This window comes from Duncaniella muricolitica (assembly GCF_910574735.1).
GTDB classification, from domain to species: Bacteria; Bacteroidota; Bacteroidia; order Bacteroidales; family Muribaculaceae; genus Duncaniella; species Duncaniella muricolitica.
The window spans coordinates 1-14,470 of record NZ_CAJTCF010000017.1; the positions used below are offsets into that span (position 1 = coordinate 1).

Annotated in this window: 13 protein-coding genes; 6 read left to right on the top strand and 7 right to left on the bottom strand. The window is 54.4% G+C overall.

What is annotated here, in order from left to right:
- Positions 1 to 249 precede the first annotated feature (249 nt).
- The 7 genes from QGT73_RS05180 to QGT73_RS05210 all read right to left on the bottom strand — a co-directional run bounded on the left by QGT73_RS05180 (position 250) and on the right by QGT73_RS05210 (position 9,748).
- On the bottom strand, positions 250 to 801 hold the full coding sequence (locus QGT73_RS05180) for an IS1096 element passenger TnpR family protein (protein WP_123616417.1): 552 nt from the start codon (positions 799 to 801) through the stop codon (positions 250 to 252).
- A 107-nt stretch (positions 802 to 908) separates the two neighbouring features.
- Positions 909 to 3,347 (bottom strand): hypothetical protein, encoded by a 2,439-nt coding sequence (locus QGT73_RS05185; RefSeq protein WP_280121731.1) that lies wholly within the window; start codon positions 3,345 to 3,347, stop codon positions 909 to 911.
- A 133-nt stretch (positions 3,348 to 3,480) separates the two neighbouring features.
- Positions 3,481 to 4,677 (bottom strand): saccharopine dehydrogenase family protein, encoded by a 1,197-nt coding sequence (locus QGT73_RS05190; protein WP_123616415.1) that lies wholly within the window; start codon positions 4,675 to 4,677, stop codon positions 3,481 to 3,483.
- Between the two features lie 78 nt (positions 4,678 to 4,755).
- On the bottom strand, positions 4,756 to 5,481 hold the full coding sequence (locus tag QGT73_RS05195; RefSeq protein ID WP_280121732.1) for a Bax inhibitor-1/YccA family protein: 726 nt from the start codon (positions 5,479 to 5,481) through the stop codon (positions 4,756 to 4,758).
- Positions 5,482 to 5,570: 89 nt separating this feature from the next.
- Positions 5,571 to 7,358, bottom strand: a complete 1,788-nt coding sequence (gene argS, locus QGT73_RS05200) for an arginine--tRNA ligase (RefSeq protein WP_280121733.1) — start codon at positions 7,356 to 7,358, stop codon at positions 5,571 to 5,573.
- 116 nt (positions 7,359 to 7,474) lie between these two features.
- Complete coding sequence (locus QGT73_RS05205) at positions 7,475 to 8,788, bottom strand: ABC transporter permease (RefSeq protein WP_280121734.1); 1,314 nt, start codon at positions 8,786 to 8,788, stop codon at positions 7,475 to 7,477.
- A gap of 30 nt (positions 8,789 to 8,818) precedes the next feature.
- The gene (locus QGT73_RS05210; RefSeq protein WP_280121735.1) at positions 8,819 to 9,748 is read right to left on the bottom strand and encodes an ABC transporter ATP-binding protein; all 930 of its coding nucleotides are present in this window, start codon (positions 9,746 to 9,748) and stop codon (positions 8,819 to 8,821) included.
- Positions 9,749 to 9,895: 147 nt separating this feature from the next.
- On the opposite strand from QGT73_RS05210, the gene QGT73_RS05215 reads away from it, so the two are divergent.
- The 6 genes from QGT73_RS05215 (at position 9,896) to glyA (ending at position 14,371) form a co-directional block, all read left to right on the top strand.
- Positions 9,896 to 10,399: an RNA polymerase sigma factor gene (locus tag QGT73_RS05215; RefSeq protein ID WP_280121736.1), complete on the top strand. Its 504-nt coding sequence runs from the start codon at positions 9,896 to 9,898 to the stop codon at positions 10,397 to 10,399.
- Positions 10,396 to 10,956, top strand: a complete 561-nt coding sequence (locus QGT73_RS05220) for a hypothetical protein (protein WP_280121737.1) — start codon at positions 10,396 to 10,398, stop codon at positions 10,954 to 10,956. Before QGT73_RS05215 ends, QGT73_RS05220 begins: the two co-directional genes overlap by 4 nt.
- 67 nt (positions 10,957 to 11,023) lie before the next feature.
- Positions 11,024 to 11,944, top strand: coding sequence for an aspartate carbamoyltransferase (pyrB, locus tag QGT73_RS05225; RefSeq protein ID WP_280121738.1), 921 nt, complete (start codon positions 11,024 to 11,026; stop codon positions 11,942 to 11,944).
- A 12-nt stretch (positions 11,945 to 11,956) separates the two neighbouring features.
- Positions 11,957 to 12,421, top strand: a complete 465-nt coding sequence (gene pyrI / locus QGT73_RS05230; protein WP_280121739.1) for an aspartate carbamoyltransferase regulatory subunit — start codon at positions 11,957 to 11,959, stop codon at positions 12,419 to 12,421.
- Between the two features lie 25 nt (positions 12,422 to 12,446).
- Positions 12,447 to 13,013 (top strand): flavin reductase family protein, encoded by a 567-nt coding sequence (locus tag QGT73_RS05235; protein ID WP_280121740.1) that lies wholly within the window; start codon positions 12,447 to 12,449, stop codon positions 13,011 to 13,013.
- Between the two features lie 77 nt (positions 13,014 to 13,090).
- Positions 13,091 to 14,371, top strand: coding sequence for a serine hydroxymethyltransferase (gene glyA, locus QGT73_RS05240; RefSeq protein WP_123616405.1), 1,281 nt, complete (start codon positions 13,091 to 13,093; stop codon positions 14,369 to 14,371).
- Positions 14,372 to 14,470: the final 99 nt, after the last annotated feature.

The following is a 14,470-nucleotide window of genomic DNA, read 5'->3' on the forward strand; positions in this document are numbered from 1 at the left end:
CAACCCGACGCAGACCTGAAAATAATGCTCGCCGATGCATCTGAATCGCCGCCGGAAGAAACTGAAAACTGATAAGGGGGCTTGTCCTATACAAAAAGTTAGCCCAACTTCTATATTTCAAGAAGTTGGACTCGACTTTTTATGGTTTAGCGGACAGTAATAAATCAAAATACAAAAGAAACACAAGTCTTATGTAATCTCATTCAAGACTTGTGTTTCTTTTGTATTTTGATTCTTTTTGGATTGATATTATTCGTCAAAAGTCATTTCGTCAAATCCTGCGGCGTCAAACTCGTCTTCGTTATACTCGGTCGAGCCGTAGAAGTCGTCGTCGAGGTCGGTTGCTGCCTGAGCGGCGGCCTTGGCGTCGATTTTAGCATCGAAGTCATCCATGTCGACCGACTGTGAGGGGGCTTCGCCCATGGAGATGGAGCAGAGTGGGTCGATGAGATGTTTGCCGGGCACCGAACGTTTCATTTCAAGGAAGAACGAGCGGTCGGTCAGATAGTCAAACACCCATACGAGTCGCTGGCCTTCGTCTTCGATAAAATCGCTCAGAGGGGTGTCTTCCATCAGGTAGACATCCTGAGAGGAGTCGCTGCCCATATCCTCGAGGCATATCTCCTGCTCGCGTTCCCATCCTTCGTCACACATGAAGAACGAGCTGAACTGTGTTTTGTCATAGCCTACGCTGTCGCATATGGCATTGCGCAGATCAAGAAATGTAGCGTCGGCGTCAATCTGTATTTCGCGCTTGAAGTTGTCCACTTCATCGGAAACTATGCGGAAATTGTATATCATATCTGAATGTAGTTATTTTTTCTATGATGCGAAAGTAATAACTTTTTTTTAAACCCAAAATAGTTTGGTGAAAAAAATATATGTCTATATGTCTATATGTCTACAACCTATTTCCAGTTTACATTCATATTGCGCAGAAGTGTTGCCGACGAGCCTGTTGAGCCTGTGTGCTGTATCATCAGCGAGCTGTTGCGCGAGGTCTCCACGGGCACCGAGAGCATCACATAGGGCTTGACATCCGGATTGGATGACGTGACGGCCGGAGCTTCGGTGCTTGCCGTGGCCACAAAGTTGTTGTCGTTGATGTTGAGCTTGATGTGACATGGTGTGCGGTAGCAGCTTGTGGCCACCGGTTCGCTTATAGGGGTGACGGAGCCGTCGGTGTAGCGCACAAGTGTGAATGTGACAGCCTTGTCATAGTCGGGGGTGCGCTCTATGCGCAGGGCATAGCCGCTGAGTGTCACCGGGTCAAACTTGACGCATATGTCCATATATTGGCCGGTCGCGCTGCCAAAACCCTGGCCCGGACCTTTGGCCGGCTCAGCAATGATTTCGAGCGTCATGCTCCGGCAGTCGCCGCGCGAGGGGGTGTAGGATAAGCGCGCGCCACGCGAGGCCTGGATGAGTCCGATGCCTGTGGCGGCGTCTACTCCTTGTCCGTAATACCAGCTTTTATCAGGATCGGGAGTCCATTCGTGTTCTGAGGTGTCGGCCGGCTTGTAGGTGTCGAAATGCCAGTAGCCGGGACGGCCGGCACTGCCTTTGCGGATGGGGATTTCTGCGAATGAAGTGTTGAGTTTGTTCTCTTTGAGATTGAGCAGACCGACCATCTTCTGGCTCACACTGCTGTCGAAATGTATCGTCACCGGTTCACCTGCACGAGTGTCGGAGAGTTTCGGCGATATTGTGGCCGAGATGTAGCAGCCCTTGTCGGCTGGAGTGAGCGGATAGGTGCGTGCCGACAGTCCGTGGCCGTGGCGCACGGCAGTGGAGTCGGAGCGATCGGGACGTGTGGAGCGATACCATATTATATAACTGTCATCATCAGCTCCGGCCGAGAGTCGATAGTCGGCCTGAAGTGAAGTCTTGACATTGGTGATGGCGGGCGATGATGTGAATGTCGGGGCATCCTTGAGATATGGGGCTATCTTTACGTCGGTGGCTCCGAGCAGTCCGTAGGCTGTTGTTGCCGAGATGATGCACTCGGTTTCGCGTGGATACAGATTGGCACTGCGGGCTGTCAGTGTCTGTCCGGCCGAGAGAAGAGTGAGGGTCGAAGGTGCCGACCATGACATATCGGCAGCTTGTGCCGGAGCGGGGTAGTCGCCCCACAGCAGCCGTAAGGGGGTGACGGTGAGTTCTTCGTCCTGCGGGGCAAGCGCGCGGGCCGACGGTGTGAGCCGCAGAGTCACGGGGAGCGACAGCAGTGACTCGCCAAGGATGCTTTCGACCTTGGCTATGGCCGGACGCATGCCGAGTGGGTCCCATCCATCGGTGCCTCCGAGGAGGTTGGGGGTGTTATATATGACCGAGCCGTCGGGCATGGTAATCTTGTAGGCCCGGAGCAACGGAGATGTCGAGATGTCGGCACTCAACTGTGGACGGTCGGCATCGATGGTTACGGGCGAGCCGTTGAGAGTGACACCGCTCTGATAGCAGCGCGTGGCTGAGGCGTCGCGAGTCCATCGCAACTGGAGAGGGTTGTCGGCTGTGAAGCGTGTGTCAATCATGGTCACTGGTCCCGGCACCTTGGTGAGATATTGAGTGCCCGAGACGAGCGAACGGATATCGCAGTCGAGAAATATGGCTCCTGTCGAGGGGGTGGAGTAAAACGGTTTGCCGCTGTGAAATGTGAAACGACATCCCAGATAGACAGCCGAGCCGGTCAGTGCGTCGTCTGTACACTCGAAGTAGCAGTTGTCATAGAGCGAGCGTCGTGCCCCTACGAGCGGGCAGAGGTTGAGGCGGCTGATAAATCGGCAGTTGCGGGCAAAGAGTCTGTCGGTGTCGGTGCATATGCCTATCTGGGCCTGGACTATGGCGTCACGACGTCGCTGACGGTTGAGCGAGGGGTTGAGCGGATAGTCGAGGTCTACGTTGCAATAATTGCCCATGGTCATGTTTTCGACCGTGAGGCTGTGGCCGGTGAAATGGAGCATGGTGAAGTTGCCGATGGCTCCCTGGGTCTGGCCGCGGTTGACGGCAAACACCACGTCGGCCGGATTGTCGGCGAGTCCGATTATCGACAGAGTGTCACACTTTATCTCCACTGCATAGGGGAGGCCCGAGGGCGAACGGCGCACAGCCGGGTCGTCGGGATTGTCGAGCCAGTAGACCGAGGGGGCCACCATAAGTGTCATGCGGCTGCGGCCTGAGGCATTGACGGCCTCAAGAGCCTTGACTGCGTCGTTGAATACGTATGGCGATGATGATTTTTCAGTTGTCAGCAACAGTGTGTCCGGACCGGGCGTGACCGATTGTGGCAGGGATGCTGTGGCGGTGAAGGCCGAGATGACCGAAAGGACAAGCAACAGGTGTTTCAGCATGGTAGATTGATGCGGGTGTACATTTGAATTTATAAAGACGGGAGAGCGGTTTCGCTGACGGGATTCAATGCCCCGGGGAAACCGTTCTCCCGTATAAAAGATGGTTTAGGTCCTAAACTCTAAACTCTCTGAACTATACTTCGAGGTCGATGTTGAAGCTCTCGTTCCAGGGCAGACCGTCCTTGGCGAGCTCGGCGAGGAACGGATCGGGATCAAACTCCTCGACGTTGTTTACGCCCGGTTTTACCCATTTTCCGGTGAGGAACATCATTGCGCCCACCATGGCGGGGACACCGGTGGTGTAGCTTACGGCCTGCATGCCGGTCTCCTTGTAGGCTTCCTCATGCGAGCAGTTGTTCCATATATAATAGGTAAGGGGCTTGCCTTCCTTGTCGAGACCCGAGATGCGACATCCGATTGAAGTCTCGCCGTGATAGTTCTCTCCGAGGTCCTGGGGATTGGGGAGGACAGCCTTGAGGAACTGGAGGGGCACGATTTTCTGACCGTTATACTCCACCTCGTCGATGCGGGCCATGCCGATGTTCTGAATCACGCGCAGGTGAGTGAGATATTCCTGTCCGAAAGTCATCCAGAAACGGGCACGCTTGATTGAGGGATAGTTCTTGACCAGCGACTCAAGCTCTTCGTGATAGAGGAGATAGCTGTCGCGCTCGCCGATGTTGGGATAGGTGAGGGTCTTGTGTATTTCGAGCGGGCCGGTGGTCACCCATTTGCCGTCCTGATAGTAGCGGCCGTTCTGAGTGATCTCGCGGATGTTGATTTCGGGGTTGAAATTGGTGGCGAAAGCCTTGCCGTGGTCACCTCCGTTGCAGTCCACGATGTCGAGATACTGCATGTCGGAGAAATAATGCTTGGCTGCATAGGCTGTGAATACACCCGATACTCCCGGGTCAAAACCGCAGCCGAGGATGGCGGTGAGGCCGGCTTCCTCGAAACGCTGCTTGTAGGCCCACTGCCATGAATACTCGAAGTGTGCCACGTCCTTGGGCTCATAGTTGGCGGTGTCGAGATAGTTGACTCCGCATATCAGACACGCATCCATGATGGTGAGGTCCTGATAGGGGAGAGCCACGTTGATTACGAGCGCGGGTTTGTGGCGGTTAAACAGTTCGACGAGCTGGGGCACGCTGTCAGCATCAACTACGTCGGCACTGATATTGGGTTTGCCGATAGCCTCGACCACAGCCTCACACTTGGAACGTGTGCGTGAAGCTATGACTATCTCGGTGAATACGTCGGGATGCTGGGCGCATTTGTGGGCTACGACGGTACCAACGCCGCCGGCTCCGATGATTACTACTTTTGCCATATTATAAAGTTAAGTCCCGCAGACGTGACTCAGCGTAGACATTGTATGTCTTGGAGTCGTGTCTGCGGAAATTGATGATTAGTCGCGTGAGCTTCCGAAGAAACGGAGCAGATAGAGAAACAGGTTGATAAAGTCAAGATAGAGGCTCAGCGCGCCGATAGTGGCGAGGTGACCGGCCATGCTTGAGGGCGCGTATTGTGCCATCTGCTTGATTTTCTGTGTGTCCCATGCGGTGAGGCCTACGAAGATAAGCACTCCGGCACATGAGATAATCCATCCGAGAGTGTCGCTGTGGGTGAAGATGTTGACCACCGAGGCGATGATGAGGCCTATGAGCGCGTAAAACAAGAAGTTGCCCCACTTGGTGAGATCCTGTGTGGTGAAGTAGCCATAGACGCTCATGGCTCCGAATGTGCCGGCGCAGATAAAGAAGGTCTTGGCTATTGATGTGGCTGTATATACTATAAATATGGGTGCGAGTGCCAGACCGTTGAGCGCGGCAAACACATAGAAGAGCAGTGTAGCCGTGGCCGATGACATCTTGCTGATACGGGCCGAGAGGGAGAACACAATCACGAGCTCGGCGATGAAGAGACCCCAGTAGAACCATGAGTTGGAGGCCATGAACTGCATGTATGACATGCTGCCGGCGCAGAACATGGAGAGAAACGCGGTCACGAGCAGGCCAAGTGTCATCTTGAGATAGACACGCTTCATCACGGCTGATGCAAGACTCACTGTCTGGGTGGAGTCGTTATAACCTCCGCCGTTGTAAGGGGGAGGGGTGGGAGTGTTATTGTACATTTGCTTAAAAGAATGGTTAATTGTTAGACAAATAAGGGGAGATAAGGTTTAGCGTATGTATCGCAACAAATGTTAAACAATCGTCTTTATTACATGCGTTCGGGTACGCTGATGCCGAGTAGCTTCATGCCGGTCTCGACCACGCGGGCGGTCTGCTCGCTGAGGGTGAGACGGAGCGAGCGTACCGCAGTGTCGGCCTCCTTGAGTATGGAGCAGTCGTGATAGAACTGGTTGTAGAGTTTCACGAGGTCATACACATAGTTGGCTATGAGCGCGGGGCTGTAGCTCTGTCCGGCGGCGGCAACTACCGAGGGGAAGTCGGCAAGAGCCTGTATGAGCGTAATCTCACGTTCGCCCGGAGTCACTTCGGAATAGTCGGTCACAGTCATGCCCTCGTCGGCAGCCTTGCGGAGCACCGAGCGTATGCGGGCGTAGGTATACTGTATGAAGGGGCCGGTATTGCCGTTGAAGTCGATAGTCTCCTTGGGGTTGAAGGTGATGTTTTTGCGGGGGTCGACTTTGAGGAGGAAATATTTGAGCGCGCCCAGTCCGACCATCTCGCTGATGGCGGCTGTCTCCTCGTCGGAGAGTCCGTCGAGTTTGCCGAGTTCGGCCGACACTGTGCGGGCGGTCGACACCATGTCGTCCATAAGGTCGTCGGCGTCCACCACGGTGCCTTCGCGCGACTTCATCTTACCCTCGGGCAGCTCGACCATGCCGTAGGAGAAGTGCACGAGGTCTTTGCCCCACTTGAATCCGAGACGGTCGAGAAGTATCGAGAGCACCTGGAAATGATAGTTCTGCTCATTGCCCACGACATAAATCATCTTGTCGATGGGATAGTCCTGAAAGCGGAGCTTGGCTGTGCCGATGTCCTGTGTCATGTAGACCGAGGTGCCGTCGCTGCGGAGCAGGAGCTTGTGATCAAGACCCTCGCCGGTGAGGTCGGCCCATACGGAGCCATCCTCCTTGCGATACATCTTGCCGGCGGCGAGTCCTTCGAGCACCTTGTCCTTGCCCTCGAGATAGGTCTCGCTCTCGTAGTAAATCTTGTCGAAATCCACCCCCATGCGCTTGTAGGTCTCGTCAAAACCGGCGTAGACCCACTCGTTCATTCTCTGCCAGAGGGCACGTATTTCGGGGTCTTTCTGTTCCCATTTCACGAGCATCTCGCGGGCCTCTTTCATGAGGGGTGATGCGGCCTTGGCCTCGTCTTCGGTCATGCCTTGCTCCATCAGTTCCTTGGTCTCGGCCTTGAAATGCTTGTCAAAGAGCACATAGAAGTCACCGATGAGGTGGTCGCCTTTCTTTCCGGCCGACTCGGGAGTCACGCCTTCGCCCCACTTCTGCCAGGCGAGCATCGACTTGCATATGTGTATGCCTCGGTCGTTGACGATGTTGGTCTTGACCACGCGGTTGCCGCAGGCCTTGAGTATCTCGGCGAGGCTGAATCCGAGCAGGTTGTTACGGATATGGCCCAGGTGGAGGGGTTTGTTGGTGTTGGGCGACGAGTATTCAACCATCACGAGAGGTGAATTTTCGTCAGCGTCTTTCAGACCATAGCGGGGTGTGTCGGCGATATGGGCGAGCACACCGTTCCAGAAGCGCGGTGAGATGGTGATGTTGAGAAAACCTTTCACTACGTTGTATTTCTCAACGGCCGGCTCATTGGCTGCGAGCCATTCGCCTATCTCGGCTCCGACGGCTTCGGGAGCTTTGCGGGCGGCTTTTACCCAAGGAAATACTACTACGGTGACATTGCCCTCAAACTCCTTGCGAGTAGCCTGGGGAACAATCTTGTCGGCCGGAGTTTCGCAGTCATAAAGAGCTTTTACAGCCTTTGACACGGCCTCGGAGATAATGCTATCAATCGACATTTCTTATTATTACTATTACGTGTGTTTACTTTATATACTTATATATAGAGGTGCAAAGATACGCAAAAATCCTCTTATCTCGGAGCGATAGGGCAAAAAATGGATGCCCGCCGTCATTATTTATAGGAAATCCAGCGAATTATCTCTTTGAGCGACGGCTTTTTGCCATACATGAATATGCCCACGCGATAGATTTTGCCGGCTACCCATATCATGCCGATAAATCCGGCGACAAGCAGGGCGAGCGAGAGCCATATCTCCCAAGCGGGGATGCCGAAGGGGATGCGGGCCACCATAACCATCGGTGACGTGAGCGGGAACATGGACGCCCAGAACGCGAGGCTGCCCATAGGGTCGGCGGCGGCTACTGTGGCAAAGATGATGCCGAAGATGATGGGGAAGACGGCAAACGATGTGAGCTGTGATGCATCCTGTATATTGTCGACAGCCGAGCCTATCGAGGCGAATATCGACGAGTAGATGAGAAATCCGAGCACCAGAAACAGGGTCATGATGGCTATAAGCCCTATGAGATTGCCCACCTGAGTGACGGCGGCGAGGGCGTTGAGCATGTCGATGGAGCCGGCGTCGCTCACTGCCTCGAAGTTGCCGGCGCGGACGGCGGCCACCTCGGCCATGGCGTCGGCCGGTATGATGGCCGGGAGCACACACGACGACATTATGGCCAGCAGTATGCCCCAAAGCACCATCTGGGTCACTGCCACGAGGGCCACGCCTATGATTTTGCCGAGCATGAGCTGGGCCGGTTTGACTGACGACACTACCACTTCGAGCACTCTGTTGCCTTTCTCCTCGATGATGGATGTCATCACCATCTGGCCATATATTAACAGAAACATATAGAGTATGAACGACATACCCACACCTATGCCGTAACTCAGCCCTGACGACATCACTTGCTCGTCGTCGTCGCGGTCGTTGCGCACGGTGGTGATGGACACCGAGGCATTGACATCCTCGAGTATGCGGTCAAGGTCGGCTATGTTATATTGCTTTAGCCGCTCGTTTTCGATAATCTTGTTGACCTGGCCGGTTATGGCCGACTCGGTGGCGAGCGACGATGGCCCGTTGCTTACGAGGCGGAGCGAGGCACGCCGCGACGATATGATGTTGGCAGGGATTACCAGTATGGCATCTGCGTCGCTGCGGTTGAGAGCCGAGTCGGTGGTCACACCGCTGAGCGGGATGAACTTTACGTCGTCGGTGTCGGTCAGACGGTCGGCGAAGGCTCCGTTGTTGTCGACCACAAGCACCTGTGTCACCGAGCCCTCGACATAGGTCATTATCAGTGCTGGCAGGGCCATGAGTGCCAGCATCAGCACCGGCATAAGTATGGTGGTGAATATGAAGCTCTTTTTCTTGACACGCTCCAAGTATTCACGTTCGATGATTATAGCTATATTTGACATGCTTAAACTTTCAACTCTAAACTTTTAACTCTAAAATCTATCACCGTTGACTGTGCGGATGAATATGTCGTTCATTGAGGCGCGGCTCTCCTGCAGGCCGGCGAGTGAGACTATCGGGTTGGCTATCGCTATGACATCGCGCAGTGAGGCGTTGCCGCTTATGTGAAGCGACAGGCGTTGACGTCCCTGAGTGTCGGGGTCGAGCGTCATAAAACTGTCGGCCACCGGGGCGAGGGCCTCGGTGAGCACAGCCGGGTCGCCGTCAGAGAGTGTGATGTCGTAACGACCGTCGAAATACTTGCGTCTCAGCTCTTCGACATTGCCGCTGAGAATGTTGCGGCTTTTGTTGATGAGGGTGATGTTGTCGCATATCTCCTCGACCGACGACATGTTGTGGGTCGAGAATATAATGGTGGCTCCTTCGTCGCGAAGGGCGAGTATCTCTCGCTTGAGCAGTTCGGCGTTGATGGGGTCGAAGCCCGAGAAGGGTTCGTCGAATATCAGCAACCGCGGACGGTGGAGCACGGTGACTATGAACTGCACCTTCTGGGCCATGCCTTTGGAGAGCTCCTCGACACGTTTGTCCCACCAGTTGAGTATGTCAAACTTTTCAAACCATTTTCTCAGCTCGCGCGTGGCGTCGGCCCGGCTCAGCCCTTTGAGACGGGCAAAAAACACGGCCTGTTCGCCTACCTTCATCTTCTTGTAAAGGCCACGTTCCTCGGGCAGATAACCGATGTTGGGCACATCGGCTTCGGAGAGCTGATGGCCGTCAAGCAGCACTCGGCCGCTGTCGGGAGCGGTGATATGGTTGATGATGCGTATCAGAGTGGTCTTGCCCGCGCCGTTGGGACCGAGCAGTCCATACACGGTGCCTTCGGGTATGCTCAGACTCACGTCGTCAAGTGCCAGGTGGGAGGAGTAGGCTTTGCTCACATTCTCGACACTGAGGATGTCCATGCTGTTGTAAATTTTTAGTGATGAATAATCTGACGCGAAATTATAGAAAAAGTTTCACATTGACGGAACTTTTCCGTAATTTTAGCGTCAAACATTATAAAATTGTAGCAATAATCCGTTTATAACCTCACCATATCTTCTGACCGCATGGCCACCGTAGCGTCCGAAAAAGAATCTCGATTCATGGCGATTGTCAACGACAACCGCCGCATGCTCTGCAAGGTGTGCTATATGTATGCCGACAGCGACGAGCATTTCAAGGATCTGTATCAGGAGGTGCTGGCCAATCTGTGGCAGGGACTCGACTCATTCAGAGGCGACTCACGGCTGTCGACGTGGCTCTACCGCACGGCCATCAACACTTGTGTGACCTATTTTCGCCACAACGGTAAGCACGACCGCGGCAAGGTGGGCCTTGACACGCTGGCCGACACCATGAGTGATGACAGCGACCGTCCGGCCGAACTGCGTCAGATGTATCGCCTCATAGGCGGCCTCGACAAGATGGACAAGGCCCTTATATTAATGTGGCTTGACGAGAAGAGTTATGACGAGATAGCCGGTGTGACTGGTCTGCCGCGCAACACGGTGGCGACCCGCCTCCACAGGATAAAACTACGACTTAAAGAGCAGAATGAAAAAGAATCATGATTATGGATATAGACGAGCTGAAAAGACAGTGGAACGCTGTCGACATTCCCGATAGCGGCGTCAGGGCCGTGGAGCGCGAGGTGACATCGGGCCGTGGAGCCGTGACGTTGCGCGACAGGCTCATGCGCATAAGTCGTCGCCTGGCACTCGTGTGTCTGGCCGGAGCCTTGTGCATGATTCCGCTTGTCCCCGACCATACGTCAATGGCCGTAAAGGTGATCATATTCTTTATTGTGATGGGTGTCATGCACCTGGTGCAGATGCACAATCTTCGCGTGCTTGATCTCTCCGGCACCACTGTCACCGACGCTCTGCGCGGAGTGTTGCGCATCGAGACGCTCCGCACTGTCAGACGCGTCACCGGCATTGTCATGGGTGTCCCGCTGATGCTCTACATTATCTTTACCGTAACCAGCAGTTACGGGACACTGATGCTGCCTGTCTGCATCGCCGGCATGCTGGCCGGATGTGTGGTGGCTCTGCTTGTCAACCGTCGGGCCTCGCGCCTGCTCCGTGAGATTAAGAAGGAATTGGGTGAGGATTTTTCCGCAAGTTGACATTGATATGTCAAAAATTCGCAGTAACTTTGCGGTAAACTCACGATGCACTTCACATTTCACTGCAATGAATACTAAAAGTCTTGTGTCAATAAGCGACTTAAGTCGCGAGGAGATACTCGGTCTGCTTGACACGGCCCGAAAGTTTGAGGAGCGGCCCAACCGCCGTCTGCTTGAAGGTAAAGTCGTGGCGACCCTCTTTTTCGAGCCGTCAACCCGCACGCGACTCAGTTTTGAAACAGCCGTCAACCGTCTTGGCGGACGTGTGATAGGATTTTCAGATGCCTCCAACACCTCCACCTCCAAAGGCGAGACGCTCAAGGACACCATCAAGATGGTGAGCAATTATGCCGACCTCATAGTGATGCGTCATTTCCTTGAGGGAGCGGCCCTCTATGCCACCGAGGTAACCGACATACCCATAATCAATGCCGGTGACGGTGCCCACCAGCACCCCTCGCAGACGATGCTCGACCTCTACTCCATCTACAAGACCCAGGGCACTCTCGAAAATCTCACCATCACTCTTGTGGGCGACCTCAAGTATGGCCGCACGGTCCACTCGCTGATTATGGCGATGAGATATTTCAACCCCACATTCCGCTTCGTGGCATGCAAGGAGCTTGATATGCCCGAGGAATACAAGGCCTTCTGTCGGGAGAACGGCATACGCTACACCGACCACACCGACTTCTCGGCCGATGTCATCAATACGAGCGACATTATATATATGACCCGAGTGCAGCGCGAGCGTTTTGCCGACATCATGGAGTATGAGCGTGTCAAGGACCTCTACAACCTTAACAACGCCATGCTTTCAGACGCACGCGACAATCTGCGCATACTCCACCCCCTGCCGCGCGTCAATGAGATAGCCCAGGACGTGGACGACAATCCCAAAGCATATTATTTCGAGCAGGCCCGCAACGGTCTCTACGCCCGTCAGGCGTTGATATGCCGTTCGCTCGGTATAGAAGTTAATGATTAAAAGCCAGAAATTATGACTAATATATCAAAGGCGGAGCTTGCCGTGGCAGCTCTGCGCAACGGCACAGTGATTGACCACATACCCTCGGAGGTCCTGTTCAAGACCGTTAAAATCCTTGGCATCGAGCGGCTGAAGTCGGCCGTGACCATCGGCAATAACCTCGACAGCAAAAAACTCGGCCACAAAGGCATCATCAAGGTCGCCGATGTGTTCTTTCCCGAGGCTACGCTCAACCGCATCGCTCTCATAGCCCCCTCGGCCGTAATCAACATCATACGCGACTATGAGGTGGTGGAGAAATTTCCCGTGACTCTTCCCGACACCATCATCGGACTCGTGAAGTGTGGCAACCCCAAGTGTATCACCAACAACGAGCCTATGCGCACTCGCTTCAGTGTAATCGACCGCGAGGATGTGACCATCGCATGTCACTATTGCTCCCACACGGTCAAGAGCAGCGACGCGCAGATAATATGATTGAGAGGCGTTTCATTTGCAATCCATGAAGAAGGTATCCTGGAAACCCGGCACGATGATCTATCCGCTCCCGGCTGTGTTGGTGACGTGTGGCAACATGGAGCATTCCAATATGCTCACAGTGGCATGGACCGGCACCATATGCACCAATCCGCCGATGTGTTACATATCGGTGCGCCCCGAGCGTCACTCCTATCCGCTCATCAAGGAGAGTATGGAGTTTACTATCAATCTCACCACCGCCTCGATGGCCCGGGCCACCGACTGGGCCGGCGTGAGGTCGGGGGCCGACTATGACAAATGGCACGAGACGGGGCTGACACCCGTAGCAGGGGTCAAGGTGGCGTGTCCCTACATCGATGAGTCACCTCTGGCCATAGAGTGCAGAGTCAAGGAAATAATACATCTGGGAAGTCACGACATGTTTGTGGCCGATGTGGTCAACGTGCTTGCTGATGAGAGCCTTATCAATCCCGACACCGGAGCTTTTGATCTCGCCTCGGCCGGACTGCTCAACTATTCCCACGGGCAGTATTTCGAGCAGGGTGAGCCGATAGGACGGTTTGGATGGAGTGTGAAGAAAAAACAGTAATCAAAAAAACAGGAATGTTGGATGTGGAGTGACACAGGCTCCACATTCAACATTCCACATTAATATAATATATAATTATGAAGAGAGACAACGCAATCTTCGACATCATCGAACGCGAACATCAGCGTCAGAAGAAAGGCATCGAACTTATTGCCTCTGAAAATTTCGTCAGTGACCAAGTGATGCAGGCCATGGGCTCGTGCCTCACCAACAAGTATGCCGAGGGCTATCCCGGCCACCGTTATTACGGCGGATGCGAAGTGGTGGACGAAGCAGAGCTTATCGCTATCGACCGCCTCAAGCAGATGTTTGGCGCAGAGTGGGCCAACGTTCAGCCCCACTCGGGCGCACAGGCCAACATGGCCGTGTTCATGGCATGTCTGAAGCCCGGTGACAAATTTCTCGGTCTCAATCTGAGCCACGGCGGTCACCTGAGCCACGGCAGTCCCGTCAACTTCTCGGGTCTCATGTTCCAGGCTCTCGAGTATAATGTCAATGCCGAGACCGGCCTCGTAGACTACGAGCAGATGGAGGAAGTGGCCCGTCGCGAGCGTCCCCGTCTGATTATTGGTGGTGCGAGTGCTTATTCGCGCGAATGGGATTATGCCCGCATGCGTCGTCTTGCCGATGAAATCGGTGCCATCTTCCTTGTGGACATGGCTCACCCCGCAGGTCTCATCGCCGCCGGACTCCTTGACAATCCCGTCAAGTATGCCCACATCGTAACCACCACTACCCACAAGACCCTCCGCGGTCCGCGTGGCGGCGTCATCATGATGGGCAAGGACTTTGAAAATCCCTGGGGCAAGACCACTCCCAAGGGCGTTGTGCGCATGATGTCATCGTTGCTCGACTCTGCCGTATTCCCCGGCGTGCAGGGCGGCCCGCTCGAACACGTGATTGCCGCCAAAGCCGTGGCATTCGGCGAGGCTCTCCAGCCCGAGTTTAAGGAATATCAGATGCAGGTCAAGAAGAACGCCGCAGCCCTGGCCGACGCTCTCATCTCGATGGGATACAATATCGTGTCGGGCGGCACCGACAACCACTGCATCCTCGTAGATCTCCGCACCAAGTTTCCCGACCTCACAGGCAAGGTGGCTGAGAAGGCTCTTGTCGAGGCCGACATCACTGCCAATAAGAACATGGTACCGTTTGACAGCCGTTCGCCCTTCCAGACTTCCGGCATACGTCTCGGCACACCGGCCATCACAACCCGCGGTGCCAAAGAGCCGCTCATGGGTCAGATAGCCGAGATGATCGACACTGTGCTCCGTGCTCCCGCCGATGCCGACACCATTGCTGCTGTCCGTGCCAAGGTCAACGCCACCATGGCCGACTATCCCATGTTTGCATATTGATAAGCAACTCCGGAAATAAAAAAAGTGGGGGAAATCGTTTCCTCCACTTTTTTATTATACACATTTTCCGGCTGTCAGAAAATAACAAAGCCCTGTCAT